Genomic DNA, 16,331 nt, shown 5'->3' on the forward strand with positions numbered 1-16,331 from the left:
GAGTTTGTGTCTCGCCTCTGGCTTTCGGCCAACCGGCTGGGATCGCCTCCGGCGGGGATATTTGGGCCAGTATGAAAGGGCTGCGGGGTGGTTCCGGGGTGGGCGGGCGCGGGGCCTCAGGAGGGCGCACGGAAGTTTGACAGTTCGAGGGGCCAGACATAGGGTCGCGCCCCATGAACCAGGCCCCTGACGCAACCGCCGCCGCCGCGACCGAGGCCCCGAGGCCCGTCAGTCGTCATGCCGTCACATTTGTCCTGATCACCGTTTTCCTGGACATGGTGGGGTTCGGGCTGATCATGCCGGTCCTGCCGAAGCTGATCGAGGACGTGGGCCATGTCGACATCGCCCAGGCGGCGGTGATCGGGGGCTGGATGTTCGCGGCCTTCAGCCTGGCGCAGTTCGTGTTTGCGCCCCTGATGGGCAACCTGTCCGACCGCTTCGGCCGGCGGCCGCTGCTGTTGCTGGCGATCTTCGGGCTGGGGATGGATTTCATCCTGATGGCGCTGGCCCCGACGCTGGAATGGCTGTTCGTCGGCCGGATCATCGCGGGGGTCTGCGGCGCAAGCTGGATCATCGCATCCGCCTATATCGCCGATGTGACCGCGCCGGATGACCGGGCCAAGGCTTACGGCTATATGGGCGCGGCGTTCGGCGTGGGCTTCGTGATCGGCCCGGCGATCGGCGGTTTGTTGGGAGAGTTGGGGCCGCGCGTGCCCTTCTGGGTGGCGGCGGGGATTTCCTTGCTGAATTTCGCCTATGGCTGGTTCGTCCTGCCCGAATCCCTGGCCCCCGCGAACCGCCGCAAGTTCGAGTTGTGGCGCGCCAATCCCTTCGGCGCGTTCCGGGTCTTTGCCAGCTATCCCGGCGTCTTGCCGATGGTGCTGGTCATGGGGCTGTTCTTCTTTTCCACCTCGGTCTACCCGGCGATCTGGACCTTCTGGGGCATCGCCAAGTTCGGTTGGTCCGAAGCGATGGTCGGCGGCACCCTGGCCGTGTTCGGGCTGATCGCGGGGGGCTTTCAGGGGTTTCTGACCGGCCCGGCGACCAAGCGGTTCGGTGAGTGGCAGGTCGCGCTCTTCGGCCTGTGCTGTGCCACGCTGGTGGTGCTGGGCTATGGCTTTGTCGGCAGCCTTGGCGCGGTGATCGCGCTGATGATCCTGCATGGGCCAGAGGGGTTCGTGCATCCCTTGATGACGACGCTTCTGACCAAGCGCGTGCCCGAGGATGCGCAGGGCGAGTTACAGGGCGGGATTTCCGCCGTGACCAATGTGGCGATGCTGTTTGGCACGGTGTTCTTCGCCTTCATCTTCGGCCATTTCTGGGCCGAGGATCGGGCCTGGCGGTCCACCGATGTGGCCTATTGGGTGGCAGCGGGGTTCCTTGCGCTAACTACCCTTCTGTTCCTGATGTTGAAGAGGTCGGAAAAGGCATGACCGAGCGGGTCGAAAGGTTTTCGGGCAGTTTCACCCAGCAGGAGCCGATCCCGGAGGCGGGGATCGAGGCGGCGATGGCGGTGCTGCGGCATGGGCGGCTGCACCGATACAACACGGTGCCGGGCGAGGTGGCCGAGACCGCGCTGCTGGAGGAGGAGTTCGCGGCCTATGTCGGCGCGAAGTACTGCCTGGCGCTGGCTTCGGGCGGGGCGGCGATGGCCTGCGCCCTGCGGGCGTTGCAGGTGAGGCCGGGCGATCCGGTCCTGTCCAATGCCTTTACCCTGGCCCCGGTGCCGGGGGCGATTGCGTCGATCGGTGCGCGGCCGGTCTTCGTCGACGTGACCGAGGATCTGACCATCGACCTTGCGCATCTGGAGGCGCAGGCGCTGGCCAGTGGCGCGACGGTGCTGCTTCTGTCCCACATGCGGGGCCATGTCTGCGACATGGACGCGCTGATGGCCCTGTGTGACCGGCTGGGCGTGCGGGTGATCGAGGATTGCGCGCATACGATGGGGGCGAAGTGGAAGGGCGTGCCTTCGGGCCGGCATGGGGCGGTGGGGTGCTATTCGACGCAGACCTACAAGCACATGAACTCGGGCGAGGGCGGGTTTCTGGTCACCGACGATGCGGAGCTGGCGGCGCGGGCGGTGCTTCTGTCGGGGTCCTACATGCTGTACGCGCGGCACCGGGCGGCGCCGGGGCCAGAGGTGTTCGAGGCGCTGAAGCTGGACGTGCCCAATGTGTCCAGCCGGATGGACAATCTGCGGGCGGCGATCCTGCGACCTCAGGTCGGCATGCTGGACGACCGGCGGGGGCGGTGGCGGGCGCTGTACCAGGCGATGGAGGCGGGGCTGGCGGGGGCGGTTGGCGTCAAGCTGATCCCGCGGCCGCAGCATGAGGATTATGTCGGCTCGTCGTTCCAGTTCCTGCTGCCGGGGTGGGAGGCGGCCCGGGTCGCCGGTTTCGTCGCGGCGGCGGCGGCGCGGGGGGTGGAGTTGAAGTGGTTCGGCGCGGCCGATCCCCAGGGGTTCACCAGCCGCTACGCGCATTGGCGCTATGCCGCGCCCGAGGTGCTGCCAGAGACCGACCGGGTGCTGGCCGGGTTGATCGACATGCGCCTGCCGCTGACCTTCACGCCCGAGGATGTGGCGCAGATCGCCCGCATCCTGGTCGAAGAGGCCGCACTGGCCGCCAAGGCCGAAGTCCTGGCCCCGGTCGCGGCCCCGGCGGCGGATTGATGGGCCGGATCTTTCGCCCGGCGCGGCCTGCGGGACCCCTGGTGCGGCTGGTGCGGCGGCTGGTGGACCCGCGCTTCTATCTGAAGCTGGTGATGGGGCTGGGGGTGGTCGGGCTGTTCCTGCTGCCCACGCTGGCCGATCTGGTGAATGCGGCGATGAAGCCGGTGGACAGCGACGCGGGCGCCTGCCGCATCCTGCGGGTGATCGACGGGGATACCGTCTCGCTCATGTGTCCCGAGGAAGGGATGCAAAGCGCGCGGCTGGTGGGCTTCGACACGCCCGAGAAGTATTCGCCGAAATGCCTGGCCGAGTTCATCGCGGCGGAGCGCGCGACCTGGGGCTTGCGCACGCTGATCCAGAAGGCCGACCGGCTGAGCCTGACGCGCGAGGGGCAGGACCGGTACGGCCGGGCGCTGGTGCGGCTGGTCCTCGACGGGCAGGATGTGGCGGGGCGGATGGTGCGGGCGGGCCATGCGCGCGTCTATGGCAACGGGCCGAGGGGGAGTTGGTGCTGATGCGGATCCTGCGGGCGGGCAAGCTGTTCCTGACGGTGGAACTGGGCGAGATGACGGTGACCATGCTGTCAGACGGCGAGACCACGCTGCCGGCGCGGTTCCTTTTGGATGAGGACGACAAGCCGCTGGACTCGGCTGCTCTGACGGCGGCGGATCTGGTGGCGGGCGAGTTGCGCCTGCCCGTGCGAGCCTTCCTGGTGCAGGGACCGGGAGGGTGCCTGATGATCGACACCGGCGCGGCGGATCAGTGGCGGCCGGGCCTTGGCCGCCTGCCCGAGGCGCTGGCCGAGGCTGGCATCGGCGCGACCGAGATCACGGCGCTGGCGCTGACCCATCCGCATGCCGACCATGTCTCGGGCCTGGTGGACGGGGACGGCGGGCTGGCCTTCCCCGCTGCGCAACGGCTGTTCGTCGCGGTCGAGGACCTGATGGTGGTCCGTGCCAATCCGCGGCTGATCCCGTTGCACCCCCGGCTGATGCCGCTGGAGCAGGGCGACGGGCCGATCCGCGGGGTCACGGCGGTGAACGCGCCGGGCCATACGGCGGGGCACATGGCCTATCTCGTGGACGGGCGGCTCTTGATCTGGGGTGACCTTGTTCACCATGCCGCCGTGCAGTTTCCCAGCCCGCGGGTCGGCTGGCACCACGATGACGACCGCGACCAGGCGCGGGCCAGCCGCCTTGCGCTGATGGAACAGGCGGTCGAGGCCGGCTGGCTGGTCGCTGGCGCGCATCTGTCCGACCCCGGCATCGGCCGGATCGAGCGGGACGGTGCAGGCTATGCCTTCCACCCGGTCACCCGGGGCTGACCAAGGGTCCCCGTCGCCAGAGAGATTGAGCGCCTTGCGGCGAAGTCCTTGGTCTCGTCGTCGGGGCTTGCGCCCTTCTCCTCGGGGATGCCTCCGGCGGGGATATTTGGGCAAAGATGAAACGGGCTTCCGCTTTCCCTTCCGCAAATATCCCGGGGAGCACGAGGGGCAGCGCCCCTCGTCAGCCGAGGAGGAGGGCGCAAGCCCCGACGACGAGACAAGGAGTCTTCGCGCGCAAGCGCCCTATCTGATCACCGTCGGCTCCGGTCACTGCGGGTAGGGCGAGGTGCCGCCAAGGCTGTCGTTGGTGTGCTGGATCAGCACTTCGCACAGGCAGGCCTCGTCGGTGCAGGCGTCGCGGGCTTGCAGGAAGCTTGCGTCGCGGGGCGGGTTTGCCAGGTCGATCTGTTGCCCGGTCGCGTTTTCCACCGCATAGGCCCAGGCGAGGTCGTCCAGCCGGCCCATCCGCCACAGCGTCCAGTTCGGCGTATTGGCCGCATCGCACATCACGACATGCGCGGGCAGGGTGGGCGCGTCGCAGCTGATATCGGACAGGATCAGGCCATAGCTAGGCTCAAGCTCGGCGATTCGTGCTTCGAGCGCGGTGGCGTCGATGCCGCAGGTCTGGGCCTGCAGGGGCAGGGCGGCCAGAAGGGCAAGGCAGGTGGCAAGCGGGCGGTGCATGGGCTGGGTCCTTTGAACTGTGCTGGGATGCAGGGGACCAAGGACGCGCGCCGGGGTCAAGGTGGGGGAAACCGGCCCGGCCTTCGCTGCGCCCGCCCCCCGCCGCCCGCCGCCAGGGCGCGCCGCTTGCGTCCCCGGCCTGCGCGCGGGGCCGCGACGATTTTCTGCGCCTGCATCACCCCGAATTCCCTGCGCCTTCGGTTGACCGCGCCGGGGGGGCGGAGTAAACGGGCGCTGAGACGAAGCGGGCCGTCAGAGTCCGTCTGCTCGCATGTCGCCAGCATCAAGGAGCCCCCTCGTGGATCTGCTTCTCCGGGAATACCTTCCCATTCTCATCCTTCTGGCCGTCGCCGTGGGCCTGGGCCTGATCCTGATCCTGGCCGCCGCCGTGATCGCGGTGCGCAATCCCGACCCGGAAAAGGTCAGCGCCTACGAATGCGGTTTCAACGCCTTCGACGACGCGCGGATGAAGTTCGACGTGCGCTTCTACCTGGTGTCGATCCTGTTCATCATCTTCGACCTGGAAGTCGCCTTCCTGTTCCCCTGGGCCGTGGCCTTCGGCGAGATCAGCATGGCCGCCTTCTGGTCGATGATGCTGTTCCTGGGGGTTCTGACCATCGGCTTTGCCTATGAATGGAAGAAGGGGGCCCTGGAATGGGAGTGATGACGGGGGCCAACACGGCCGGCGCGGATCGCGAGGTCTCGACCCAGGCCCTGAACCGCGAGTTGCAGGACAAGGGGTTTCTGCTGACCTCGACTGAGGATCTGATCAACTGGGCGCGGACGGGCAGTCTGCACTGGATGACCTTCGGTCTGGCCTGCTGCGCGGTCGAGATGATGCATACCAGCATGCCGCGCTATGATGCGGAACGGTTTGGTGTCGCGCCCCGCGCCTCGCCGCGTCAGTCGGACGTGATGATCGTGGCCGGCACCCTGACCAACAAGATGGCCCCGGCGCTGCGCAAGGTCTATGACCAGATGCCCGAGCCGCGCTATGTGATCAGCATGGGCTCATGTGCCAATGGCGGGGGCTATTATCATTACAGCTACAGTGTGGTGCGCGGCTGCGACCGGATCGTCCCGGTGGACATCTATGTCCCCGGCTGCCCGCCCACGGCCGAGGCGCTGCTGTACGGAATCCTGCAGTTGCAGCGGAAGATCCGCCGCACCGGCACCCTGGTGAGGTAACCCCATGTCGGAAGCCCTGCGCGAACTGGCCGCCCTGATCGAGCTGAAGCAGCCCGAGGCCGTGCAATCCAGCGCGGTCGCCTTTGGCGAGCTGACGCTGGTCGTCAACCTGGCCAACCTGAAAGCCCTGCTCGAGTTCCTGCGCGACGATCCGGCCTGCCGGTTCTCGACGCTGGTGGACATCACGGCGGTCGACCACCCCGAGCGCCCGGCGCGGTTCGATGTGGTCTACCACTTCCTGTCGATGTACCGGAACCACCGCATCCGGCTGAAGGTCGCGGTGCGGGACGACGAGATGGTGCCTTCGCTGGTCGATCTGCACCCCAGCGCGAACTGGTTCGAGCGCGAGGTGTTCGACATGTTCGGCGTCCTGTTCAGCGGCCACCCGGACCTGCGGCGCATCCTGACCGACTATGGGTTCCGCGGCTATCCGCTGCGCAAGGACTTTCCCACCACGGGTTATACCGAGGTCCGCTATGACGAGGCGCTTAAGCGTGTCGTCTATGAACCCGTCAGCCTGGTGCAGGAGTACCGGATGTTCGACTTCATGTCCCCCTGGGAGGGAGCGGGCTACATCCTGCCGGGCGACCAGAAGGCGGAGGGCAAGTAGATGGACGGCGATATCCGCGTGAACACGTATGACGACGGCTCGAAGGATTTCGAGACCGGCGAGCAGCGCATCCGCAACTTCAACATCAACTTCGGGCCCCAGCATCCGGCGGCGCATGGCGTGCTGCGTCTGGTGCTGGAGCTGGACGGCGAGATCGTCGAACGCTGCGACCCGCATATCGGCCTGCTGCACCGCGGGACCGAGAAGCTGATGGAGTCTCGGACCTACCTGCAGAACCTGCCCTATTTCGACCGCCTCGACTATGTGGCGCCGATGAACCAGGAACATGCCTGGTGCCTGGCGATCGAGCGGCTGACCGGCGTGCAGGTTCCCCGGCGGGCCAGCCTGATCCGGGTGCTGTATTCGGAAATCGGGCGCATCCTGAACCACCTGCTGAACGTGACCACGCAGGCGATGGACGTGGGCGCCTTGACCCCGCCGCTCTGGGGCTTCGAGGAACGCGAAAAGCTGATGGTGTTCTATGAGCGGGCCTCGGGCGCGCGGCTGCATGCGGCCTATTTCCGGCCCGGCGGCGTGCACCAGGATCTGACCGACAGCCTGATCAACGATATCGACGCCTGGGCGGAAGCCTTCCCGAAGGTGCTGGACGATATCGACGGGCTGCTGACGGAAAACCGCATCTTCAAGCAGCGCAATGCCGATATCGGCATCGTCACCGAGGCGGATATCCAGAAATGGGGTTACTCGGGCGTCATGGTGCGGGGATCGGGCCTGGCCTGGGACCTGCGCCGCGCCCAGCCCTATGAATGCTACGACGAATTCGAGTTCCAGGTCCCCGTCGGCAAGAACGGCGACTGCTATGATCGCTACCTCTGCCGGATGGAGGAGATGCGCCAGTCGACCAGCATCATCCGTCAGGCCTGCGCGAAACTGCGGGTCGAGAAGGGCGACGTGCTGGCGCGCGGCAAGCTGACGCCGCCGAAGCGGGGCGAGATGAAAACCTCGATGGAGGCGCTCATCCACCACTTCAAGCTGTACACCGAGGGCTTCCACGTTCCCGCCGGCGAGGTTTATGCCGCCGTCGAGGCGCCGAAAGGCGAGTTCGGGGTGTATCTGGTCGCCGATGGCACCAACAAACCCTACCGCGCCAAGATCCGGGCCCCGGGGTATCTGCACCTGCAGTCGATGGACTATATCTGCAAGGGCCACCAGCTGGCCGATGTCAGCGCGATCATCGGCACGATGGACGTGGTGTTCGGGGAGATCGACCGTTGATCGCCGCCTCGCCTGCCGTGGGTCTGGGTTTGATCGTGTTGCTGGTGCTGTTCGGCTCGCAGCCGGCGGTCCTGCCGGCCGTCCTGTCCGCGATGATGGCGGGGGCCTGAGATGCGGGTGCTTTCCCCGGCCTTGGCCCTTGTCCTTCTGGCGGCGCCCGCCCTGGCGCAGGATTTCACCGAAGACCAGAAGGCCATGTTCATCGACGCCATCGCCGCGAATGATTGCAGCATGACCGAGGACGAGGCCGAAGAGCTGATGCCCGCCGCCGGGATCACGCGTGAGGTGTCGGGCGCGATCGCGGTCTATCTGATCGACCGCAATCTTGCCGTGCTGTCCGACGACATGAAGCTGCTGACGCTGAGCGACGAGATCTGCCAATGACGCGCGCGCTTGCCTTTGGTCTGATGCTGCTTGCGACGCCGGTTCTGGCGCAGGATGTGGACGATCCCGAATTCGCCTATGTCATGCTGATGCAGTTCAACGGCTGCTCGATGGCCGAGGCCGATCTTGCCAGCCAGATGCAGGACGCCGGGATCGACCAGGCGACCTATCAGGCTGTGGCCGAGGCGCTGGTCGCCCGGGGCGATGCGGTGCTGACGGATGAGGCCGATGGCAGCAAGCGGGTCTCGATGCCCGAACATGCCTGCGCGCCGGTCGAAATCGAAGGTTTCGAGGAAGCCGCACAGCCATTGACCCCGCAGGGGGCAGAAATGCCCTACCGGGACGAAGTCTATACCAGCATCATGGCGACGAACGGCTGCACGATGACCAAGGCCGCAATTGCCGAGCAGATGCCGGGTTACGGGTTGCGGCAGCATCTGCACGAGCCGATGACCCAGGCCCTTGTCGCCGCGGGGTCTGCCACGATCTCGGATGACGCTGACGGCAGTCAGCGCGTGTCGCTTGCGCCGGAAATCTGCACCCCCGATGCCCCGGCGACAACGCTGATCCCGGCCAAGCCCGAGAGCGTCGCCAAGTTCACCGATCTGCTGCTTTCGCGCGGCTGTACCCTGCCCATTGGCCAGCTTGAGGCCGTCGAGGCCGAACTGGGGCTTGAACCGGCGGAGACCTATCCGGTCACCGTGGTGATGGAACTGGCAGGCGAAGGCGCGATGGATTTTGCGAACGGTGTTTTCCGTCTGAACCACAAGGACTGCCCCTGATGCTGCGCCGCCTTCACAAAGACCAGCCCGCCTCCTTCGCCTTCACGCCGGCGAACCTGGAATGGGCCCAGGCCCAGATCACCAAATATCCCGAGGGTCGTCAGGCCAGCGCGATCATCCCGCTTCTGTGGCGCGCGCAAGAGCAGGAGGGCTGGCTTAGCCGGCCGGCCATCGAATACGTCGCCGGGATGCTGGGCATGGCCTATATCCGGGCGCTGGAAGTGGCGACCTTCTACTTCATGTTCCAGTTGCAGCCCGTGGGCAGCGTCGCGCATGTGCAGATCTGCGGCACCACCAGTTGCATGATCTGTGGCGCCGAGGATCTGGTCGCGGTCTGCAAGCAGCTGATCGCGCCGACCCCCCACACCCTGAGCCATGACGGCAAGTTCAGCTGGGAAGAGGTCGAATGCCTGGGCGCCTGCGCCAATGCGCCGATGGCCCAGATCGGCAAGGACTATTACGAGGATCTGACCGCCGACAAGCTGCGTGACCTGATCGCGCGCTTCGGGGTGGGCGACGTGGCGGTGCCTGGGCCGCAGAACGGCCGCTATGCCTCGGAACCGCTGAGCGGGCTGACCAGCCTCAAGGACCACGAGGCCGGGCGCGACAAGTACAACGCCAGCGCGCGGCGGGCGGTGGACCTGGCCGATACGGTCAAGCGGATCGACGGGACCGAAGTGCCGCTGACGACGCCCTGGCTGGGCCAGCCGGCCGCGCCGAAGCCCGCGCGCGGCAAGGCGGTCGAGCCGACGCCGGGTGCCGGTGCCAAGGCGGATGTGACCGGCGCTACGGTGCAGGAGGCCAAGGCCTCGTCCCGCGGCAAGCCGAAGTCCGAGGGCGATGCCCCGAACGCCACCCCCGCCGCCACGCCCGAAGCCCGGGTGCCGGCGGGTGAAGACACCCGCCCGGCGGGCCTTGCGGCCCCGCGTGACGGCAAGGCGGATGACCTTAAGCTGATCGTCGGGATCGGCCCCAAGCTGGAGGCGCTTTGCCACAAGCTGGGGTTCTACCATTTCGACCAGATCGCCGGCTGGACCACGAACGAGATCGCCTGGGTCGACGCGAACCTGGAAGGCTTCAAGGGCCGCGTCACCCGCGACAATTGGGTGGCGCAGGCGAAGATCCTGGCGGCGGGCGGCTCGGTCGCCGAGGCCGAGCGCGCGGCCAAATCGTAACGGAAGGACGACCAAGAACGCCCGCAAGGGCAGGCAAACGGGACGAGGGAGACGGCAATGCACAGAGCGGAAAACGTGAATGCCCCCTGGCTTGGGGGATTTGTCATCGGGGCGGCAGCCGGTCTGGTCGCCTTTGCGGTGCTGGTTGTTCTGGGTGACTTCGATCTCTTTCCTGCGGCGGCGATGGCGGCGGTTGTCGCGACGGTCGTCGGCCTGATCCTGGGCCTGCCCTGGGGCAGCGCCGAGCCTGCGGTCTATCTGGACCGTTCGGACAAGGCCTCGGGCGCGGGGCATCACGCGGCGCCTGCGGCTGCCGTGGTGGCCGAGGCGGTGGTGGCCCCGGCGGCGGTGATGTCTGCCCCGGTGGTGGCTGCCCCGGTGATGTCTGCCCCGGTGGGCGAGGGCCCGCTGCGGCTGTCGGCCCCGCGCAACGGCGTGGCGGACAACCTGAAAGAGCTGGAAGGCGTTGGTCCGGCGATGGAGAAGCTGGCCAATGAGCTGGGCTTTTACCACTTCGACCAGATCGCCGCCTGGACCGACGCCGATGTGGCGCTGGTCGATGCCGAGATGAAGGGATTCAAGGGCCGGATCACCCGCGACAAGTGGGTGGCCCAGGCCCGGATCATCGTGACCGACGGGCTTGAGGCGTTCCGGGAACGCGCCAAGACCAACAACTATTGAGGCCCATGGTGCAACCGCGCCCCGATCCCGCCGACCTTGCCCGCGCCCGTAAGTCGCGGACGGTCGGTATCGTCCTGGCCGGGACGATCGTGTTGTGGATGGGGGCGCAGTGGCTTGGGGGCCAGATGGGCTGGGAGACGCGCTATGTCTTCCTGTTCGACCTGGCCGCCATCGCCGCTTTCCTGTGGGCCTTGGTGGTGACGTATCAGATCTGGCGCGGACGCCGGGGTTAGGAAGACAAGATGCTCAAGGATCAGGACCGCATTTTCACCAACCTCTACGGGATGCATGACCGCAGCCTGAAGGGCGCGATGAAGCGCGGACATTGGAACGGCACGGCCGAGATCATCAAGCGCGGGCGCGACACGATCATCGAGCAGGTGAAGGCCAGCGGCCTGCGCGGTCGGGGCGGGGCGGGGTTCCCGACGGGCCTGAAGTGGTCGTTCATGCCCAAGCAGTCGGATGGGCGCCCGTCCTATCTGGTCATCAACGCCGACGAGTCCGAGCCGGGGACCTGCAAGGACCGCGAAATCATGCGGCACGATCCGCATACGCTGATCGAAGGCGCGCTGATCGCCTCCTTCGCCATGAACGCGAACACCTGCTACATCTACATCCGCGGCGAATACATCCGTGAGCGCGAGGCGCTGCAGGCCGCCATCGACGAATGCTATGACGCCGGGATGCTGGGGAAGAACGCCGCGAAATCCGGCTGGGACTTCGACCTGTACCTGCACCACGGGGCCGGGGCCTATATCTGCGGCGAGGAAACGGCGCTGCTGGAAAGCCTGGAAGGCAAGAAGGGCATGCCCCGGATGAAGCCGCCGTTCCCTGCGGGCTCGGGTCTGTATGGCTGCCCGACCACGGTGAACAACGTGGAATCCATCGCGGTGGTCCCGACGATCCTGCGCCGCGGGCCGGAGTGGTTTGCGGGCTTTGGCCGTCCGAACAACACCGGGACGAAGCTTTTTGGCATCTCGGGCCATGTGAACAATCCCTGCGTCGTCGAAGAGGCGATGTCGATCCCGCTGAAGGAACTGTTGGAGCGCCACTGCGGCGGCGTGCGCGGCGGTTGGGACAACATCAAGGCGGTGATCCCTGGCGGCTCCTCGGTCCCCTTGCTGACCAAGGAACAGTGCGACGACGCGATCATGGACTTCGACTGGCTGCGCGAGCAGCGGTCGGGTCTGGGCACGGCGGCGGTGATCGTGATGGACAAGTCGACCGACGTGATCAAGGCGATCTGGCGGCTGTCGAAGTTCTACAAGCACGAGTCCTGCGGCCAATGCACCCCCTGCCGCGAAGGCACCGGCTGGATGATGCGGGTCATGGACCGGCTGGTCCGCGGCGAGGCCGAGGTCGAAGAGATCGACATGCTGCTGTCGGTGACCAAGCAGGTCGAAGGCCACACGATCTGCGCCCTGGGCGACGCGGCCGCCTGGCCGATCCAGGGCCTGATCCGCGCCTTCCGCGACGAGATCGAGGACCGCATCAAGGCCAAGCGCACCGGCCGCGTCAGTGCGGTGGCCGCCGAATGAAGTTCGCTCTGCTCCTTCCCCTGGCGCTTGCGGCCTGTGTGTCGTCCGAGATCCCGGATTCCGAACGGGTGGACGGGGTATTGGCGGGCACACCCGTCGAAGTTGCCGGCGCGACCATTGTGGCCGAGCAGATGTCCGACTGGCCGTCGATGATCTCGACGGTCGATGCCAAGGGTCAGTCGCAGGTCGTGCAGTCGGGAACGGCGGATACCGTGGTGATCTCGGGCGCGCCGGACTTTGACGCGGCGGTGGATGCGCTGGGGCAGTTCTGCGGGCGGAAGATCGACCCGAAGGGCTTTGACACGCAGTTCGTCTACAAGGAGCCTGCCTCGGGCGACTACTGGTTCGACGGGTTCTGCGGATGATGCGTGCCCTGCTCATATCGCCGATGGTCCTTGCCTGCGCGGCCTGCGTTCAGCCCGCGACCGGCCCGGACCAGCGCGGCGGTGAGCCTGTACGGGTGACCAACAACGGTCAGCCCTTTGCCATGTGGGAGGGTGCCCAGGCCCGCAAGGCGGCGGACGCGGCCTGCGGGGGCAAGGTCCGCGTCTCGATCTACGACCGCTATGACCGGGCGACCGGCGAATGGGTCTATGCGGAGGGGTGCGCATGACGAATGCTGTCACCTTTGGTCACGAAGCCCTGAACAGGGCCGCTTGTCATGGCATATCACGGGCTTATGGCCCCATGTCCTTGGTACGAGCAGCCAAGGAGGCCCTGATGCGCCCGTTCATTCTGACCCTTACCCTGACCGCAGCCCTTGCCGCGCCCGCCCATGCGCTGGTGCCGATCAACGAAGAGCCGGTGATCCGCGAGAAGCTGTTGCAGGGTTTCATCGGCGATGCCATCGCCGACAATTGCCCGACGATGGAGGCCCGCAAGCTGCGCGCCCTGGGCGAGTTGAACAAGCTGCGCGACTATGCGCTGAAGCAGGGCTATGCCTCGGACGTGGTGCGCGCCTTCGTCACCTCGGACGAGGAGAAGGCCAAGTTCAAGGCCGAGGCGGCGGACTGGCTGAAAGCCAAGGGTGCCGAGCCGGGCAAGCCCGAGGCCTATTGCGCCATCGGAGAAGCGGAAATCGCCAAGGAAAGCCTGATCGGCTATCTGCTGAGGTCGAAGAAGTGACCCAGCCCGTCCTCCACCTGGCCGAGTTGAACGTGGGGCGCCTTCTGGCCCCCACCGACGACCCGCGCGTGGCCGAGTTCATGGCCGCACTCGACCGGGTGAACGGGATGGGCAAGCGGATGCCCGGCTTCGTCTGGATGATGGAAGGTTCGGGCGAGCCGGGGACCGGGAATACCGAAGCCAAGATCGACGGCGACCCGCAGTTCGTGTCGAACCTGACGGTCTGGGAAAGCGTCGAGACGCTGGAGCATTTCGTCTTCAACACGGTGCATCGCGCGTTCTATGAGCGGCGGGCCGAGTGGTTCGAGGTGCTGGGCCGGATGCATTTCGTCATGTGGTGGGTGCCTGCCGGGCACCAGCCCACCTTGGACGAGGCGCTGGAGCGGTTGAAGCATCTGGAAGCGCATGGCGACAGCGACCATGCCTTCGGCTGGACATATCTGAAAGAAGCGCAAGCGTGGAAAACCCGCGGTTGTGCGCAAGTGGCGGCGGAGTAGGGCCATGACCAATCTCAAGAAAATCAACATCGACGGGATCGAGGTCGAGGTCGATGGCGCGATGACCATCATCCAGGCGGCGGAAGTCGCCGGGATCGAGATCCCGCGGTTCTGCTACCATGAGCGGCTGTCGATCGCCGGTAACTGCCGGATGTGCCTGGTCGAGGTGGTCGGTGGCCCGCCGAAGCCTGCGGCAAGCTGCGCGATGCAGGTGCGCGACTTGCGGCCGGGACCGGAAGGGCAGGCGCCCGTGGTCAAGACCAAGTCGCCGATGGTGAAGAAGGCCCGCGAGGGGGTGATGGAGTTCCTGCTCATCAACCACCCGCTGGATTGCCCGATCTGCGACCAGGGTGGCGAATGCGACCTGCAGGATCAGGCGATGGCTTACGGGGTGGACTTCAGCCGCTACCGCGAGCCGAAGCGGGCGTCCGAGGATCTGAACCTGGGCCCGTTGGTCAAGACGGCTATGACGCGCTGCATCTCTTGCACCCGCTGCGTCCGCTTCACGACCGAGGTCGCCGGGATCACCCAGATGGGCCAGACCGGCCGGGGTGAGGACAGCGAGATCACCAGCTATCTGAACATGACGCTGGATTCGAACCTGCAGGGCAACATCATCGACCTGTGCCCGGTGGGGGCGCTGACCTCGAAGCCCTATGCCTTTACCGCCCGCCCGTGGGAATTGACCAAGACCGAAACGGTGGACGTGATGGACGCGATGGGCGCGTCGATCCGGGTCGATACCAAGGGCCGCGAAGTCATGCGCATCCTGCCGCGCAACCATGACGGCGTGAACGAAGAGTGGATCAGCGACAAGACCCGTTTCGTCTGGGACGGGCTGCGTCGCCAGCGGCTGGACGTGCCCTATGTGCGCGAGAACGGCAAGCTGCGGAAGGCAACCTGGGGCGAGGCGCTGACCCGCGCGGCCGCGGCGATGAAGGGCAAGAAGGTCGCCGCCCTGGTCGGCGATCTGGCCCCGGTCGAGGCGGTGTTCTCCCTCAAGCAGCTGGTCGAAGGCATGGGCGGCAAGATCGAATGCCGCACCGACGGGGCGAAGCTGCCGGCGGGCAACCGCTCGGGCTATGCCGGGACCGCGCGGATCGAGGATATCGACACGGCAGGCGGCATCCTGTTGATCGGGACCAACCCGCGCGTCGAAGCCGCAGTGCTGAACGCGCGCATCCGCAAGGCCTGGACCAATGGCGCGGTCGTGGGTCTGATCGGGCAGGCGGTCGACCTTACCTATGACTATCACCACATCGGCACGGATCGCGCCGCGCTGGCCGAGCATCTGAAGACCGCCGAGGCGGCTCCGGCAGATGCCAAGCCCGGCGTGGTGATCGTCGGCCAGGGCGCCATCAACGAGGCGGATGGCGAGGCGGTGCTGGCCCATGCCATGCGCATCGCCGAAGCGCGCGGCGCGAAGCTGCTGATCCTGCACACCGCCGCGTCGCGGGTCGGTGCGATGGATGTGGGCGCGGTGACCGAGGGCGGGCTTGCCGCCGCGACCGAGGGGGCCGAGGTGGTCTACAACCTGGGCGCCGATGAGGTCGAGATCGCGCCGGGTCCCTTCGTGATCTATCAGGGCAGCCACGGTGACCGGGGTGCCAACCGCGCCGACATCATCCTGCCGGGCGCGGCCTGGACCGAGGAGAACGGCCTCTTCGTCAACACCGAGGGCCGGCCGCAGCTGGCCTTCCGCGCCGGGTTCGCGCCGGGCGAGGCGAAGGAGAACTGGGCGATCCTGCGGGCGCTGTCGGCGGAACTTGGGGCGCAACTGCCGTGGGATTCGCTGGCCGGGCTGCGTGCCGCCTTGGTCAAGGCGCATCCGGTCCTGGGCCGGGTGGACGAGGTGGCCGAGAACGCGCTGCAACCGATCGCGGTAAAGCACCTGGGCAAGGCGGATTTCCGCAATGCGATCAAGGACTTTTACCTGACGAACCCGGTCGCGCGGGCCTCGGCCGTGATGGCCGAACTTTCGGCGATGGCCAAGGCGCGGGCGACCCCGGCGCTGGCGGCGGAGTAAGCGATGCAGCACCCGCTGACCCTGCTGGCGACCCTTGGCACCGCGACAGCGGCGCTGGGGGCTTGCGCGCCTGCCGGAGAGGTGTCAGAGGGGCGCGGCCAGCCGGTGTACGAAGGGATACAGACGATCCTCCTGGACGACGATCTGGTCAGCTTCACCGTCGCGATGCGCGGCGCGAAGGACCAGTCCGATGTCGAGGCCTACGGGCGCTGTGCGGCCGCGCAATATGCGCTGGATCGGGGTTACGGGTTCGCCCGCCAGGTGCGGACCATCGTGAAGAAGGAAGGCGGGGTGTGGTACGGGGACGCGGTCTATCTGATCTCGTCCGGCCTGCCCGAGGGCCTGCGCACCATCGACGCCGAAGTGGCGGTGACGGAATGCGCAGAGCTTGGAATACCGGGCCAGTAACA

Annotated in this window: 21 protein-coding genes; 20 read left to right on the top strand and 1 reads right to left on the bottom strand. The window is 66.8% G+C overall.

All coding sequences use genetic code 11. From position 1 onward, the window contains the following. Positions 1 to 173 precede the first annotated feature (173 nt). From CXR42_RS13920 to CXR42_RS13935, 4 genes are read left to right on the top strand one after another with little or no spacing between them, the layout of a single operon-like run. Entirely contained in the window at positions 174 to 1,433 is a 1,260-nt protein-coding gene (locus CXR42_RS13920; RefSeq protein ID WP_103258150.1) for a TCR/Tet family MFS transporter, read from the top strand. Further along, on the top strand, positions 1,430 to 2,671 hold the full coding sequence (locus tag CXR42_RS13925) for a DegT/DnrJ/EryC1/StrS family aminotransferase (protein WP_103258151.1): 1,242 nt from the start codon (positions 1,430 to 1,432) through the stop codon (positions 2,669 to 2,671). Before CXR42_RS13920 ends, CXR42_RS13925 begins: the two co-directional genes overlap by 4 nt. Further along, positions 2,671 to 3,186 carry a thermonuclease family protein gene (locus CXR42_RS13930; protein ID WP_103258152.1) on the top strand — a complete coding sequence of 172 codons (516 nt, stop codon included), beginning with the start codon at positions 2,671 to 2,673 and terminating at the stop codon, positions 3,184 to 3,186. The genes CXR42_RS13925 and CXR42_RS13930 overlap by 1 nt, the downstream gene beginning before the upstream one ends. Then, positions 3,186 to 3,995 (top strand): MBL fold metallo-hydrolase, encoded by an 810-nt coding sequence (locus CXR42_RS13935; protein WP_245875454.1) that lies wholly within the window; start codon positions 3,186 to 3,188, stop codon positions 3,993 to 3,995. Before CXR42_RS13930 ends, CXR42_RS13935 begins: the two co-directional genes overlap by 1 nt. 267 nt (positions 3,996 to 4,262) lie before the next feature. Here CXR42_RS13935 and CXR42_RS13940 read toward each other — a convergent pair whose 3' ends face one another. Then, the gene (locus CXR42_RS13940; protein ID WP_103258154.1) at positions 4,263 to 4,679 is read right to left on the bottom strand and encodes a hypothetical protein; all 417 of its coding nucleotides are present in this window, start codon (positions 4,677 to 4,679) and stop codon (positions 4,263 to 4,265) included. 298 nt (positions 4,680 to 4,977) lie between these two features. Here CXR42_RS13940 and CXR42_RS13945 point away from each other — a divergent pair, with 298 nt between their 5' ends. The 16 genes from CXR42_RS13945 (at position 4,978) to CXR42_RS14020 (ending at position 16,329) form a co-directional block, all read left to right on the top strand. Further along, positions 4,978 to 5,343, top strand: a complete 366-nt coding sequence (locus CXR42_RS13945) for an NADH-quinone oxidoreductase subunit A (protein WP_103258155.1) — start codon at positions 4,978 to 4,980, stop codon at positions 5,341 to 5,343. After that, the gene (locus CXR42_RS13950; protein WP_103258293.1) at positions 5,343 to 5,867 is read left to right on the top strand and encodes a NuoB/complex I 20 kDa subunit family protein; all 525 of its coding nucleotides are present in this window, start codon (positions 5,343 to 5,345) and stop codon (positions 5,865 to 5,867) included. Before CXR42_RS13945 ends, CXR42_RS13950 begins: the two co-directional genes overlap by 1 nt. Before the next feature lie 4 nt (positions 5,868 to 5,871). Continuing rightward, on the top strand, positions 5,872 to 6,477 hold the full coding sequence (locus CXR42_RS13955; protein ID WP_103258156.1) for an NADH-quinone oxidoreductase subunit C: 606 nt from the start codon (positions 5,872 to 5,874) through the stop codon (positions 6,475 to 6,477). Next, positions 6,478 to 7,713, top strand: a complete 1,236-nt coding sequence (locus CXR42_RS13960; protein ID WP_103258157.1) for an NADH-quinone oxidoreductase subunit D — start codon at positions 6,478 to 6,480, stop codon at positions 7,711 to 7,713. A gap of 111 nt (positions 7,714 to 7,824) precedes the next feature. Beyond that, positions 7,825 to 8,097 (top strand): hypothetical protein, encoded by a 273-nt coding sequence (locus CXR42_RS13965; protein ID WP_103258158.1) that lies wholly within the window; start codon positions 7,825 to 7,827, stop codon positions 8,095 to 8,097. Further along, positions 8,094 to 8,879, top strand: coding sequence for a hypothetical protein (locus tag CXR42_RS13970; protein WP_103258159.1), 786 nt, complete (start codon positions 8,094 to 8,096; stop codon positions 8,877 to 8,879). Before CXR42_RS13965 ends, CXR42_RS13970 begins: the two co-directional genes overlap by 4 nt. Further along, positions 8,879 to 10,054, top strand: a complete 1,176-nt coding sequence (locus CXR42_RS13975) for an NADH-quinone oxidoreductase subunit E (RefSeq protein ID WP_103258160.1) — start codon at positions 8,879 to 8,881, stop codon at positions 10,052 to 10,054. Before CXR42_RS13970 ends, CXR42_RS13975 begins: the two co-directional genes overlap by 1 nt. Positions 10,055 to 10,111: 57 nt before the next feature. Further along, the gene (locus CXR42_RS13980; protein WP_103258161.1) at positions 10,112 to 10,735 is read left to right on the top strand and encodes an NADH:ubiquinone oxidoreductase; all 624 of its coding nucleotides are present in this window, start codon (positions 10,112 to 10,114) and stop codon (positions 10,733 to 10,735) included. A 5-nt stretch (positions 10,736 to 10,740) separates the two neighbouring features. Then, on the top strand, positions 10,741 to 10,968 hold the full coding sequence (locus CXR42_RS13985) for a DUF5337 domain-containing protein (protein ID WP_103258162.1): 228 nt from the start codon (positions 10,741 to 10,743) through the stop codon (positions 10,966 to 10,968). Between the two features lie 9 nt (positions 10,969 to 10,977). Next, a complete protein-coding gene (gene nuoF, locus CXR42_RS13990) occupies positions 10,978 to 12,273 on the top strand; it encodes an NADH-quinone oxidoreductase subunit NuoF (RefSeq protein WP_103258163.1) in 1,296 nt (431 codons plus the stop codon). Next, positions 12,270 to 12,638 (top strand): hypothetical protein, encoded by a 369-nt coding sequence (locus CXR42_RS13995; protein ID WP_103258164.1) that lies wholly within the window; start codon positions 12,270 to 12,272, stop codon positions 12,636 to 12,638. The genes nuoF and CXR42_RS13995 overlap by 4 nt, the downstream gene beginning before the upstream one ends. After that, positions 12,635 to 12,886 (top strand): hypothetical protein, encoded by a 252-nt coding sequence (locus CXR42_RS14000; protein ID WP_103258165.1) that lies wholly within the window; start codon positions 12,635 to 12,637, stop codon positions 12,884 to 12,886. Before CXR42_RS13995 ends, CXR42_RS14000 begins: the two co-directional genes overlap by 4 nt. 107 nt (positions 12,887 to 12,993) lie before the next feature. After that, entirely contained in the window at positions 12,994 to 13,398 is a 405-nt protein-coding gene (locus CXR42_RS14005; protein ID WP_103258166.1) for a DUF5333 domain-containing protein, read from the top strand. Further along, positions 13,395 to 13,895, top strand: coding sequence for a DUF3291 domain-containing protein (locus CXR42_RS14010; protein WP_103258167.1), 501 nt, complete (start codon positions 13,395 to 13,397; stop codon positions 13,893 to 13,895). Before CXR42_RS14005 ends, CXR42_RS14010 begins: the two co-directional genes overlap by 4 nt. A gap of 4 nt (positions 13,896 to 13,899) precedes the next feature. Continuing rightward, positions 13,900 to 15,921, top strand: a complete 2,022-nt coding sequence (gene nuoG, locus CXR42_RS14015) for an NADH-quinone oxidoreductase subunit NuoG (protein WP_103258168.1) — start codon at positions 13,900 to 13,902, stop codon at positions 15,919 to 15,921. A 3-nt stretch (positions 15,922 to 15,924) separates the two neighbouring features. Then, positions 15,925 to 16,329 carry a hypothetical protein gene (locus tag CXR42_RS14020; RefSeq protein ID WP_103258169.1) on the top strand — a complete coding sequence of 135 codons (405 nt, stop codon included), beginning with the start codon at positions 15,925 to 15,927 and terminating at the stop codon, positions 16,327 to 16,329. Positions 16,330 to 16,331 lie beyond the last annotated feature (2 nt).

Origin of the sequence: Tabrizicola aquatica (assembly GCF_002900975.1) — a bacterium.
Lineage (GTDB): Bacteria > Pseudomonadota > Alphaproteobacteria > Rhodobacterales > Rhodobacteraceae > Tabrizicola > Tabrizicola aquatica.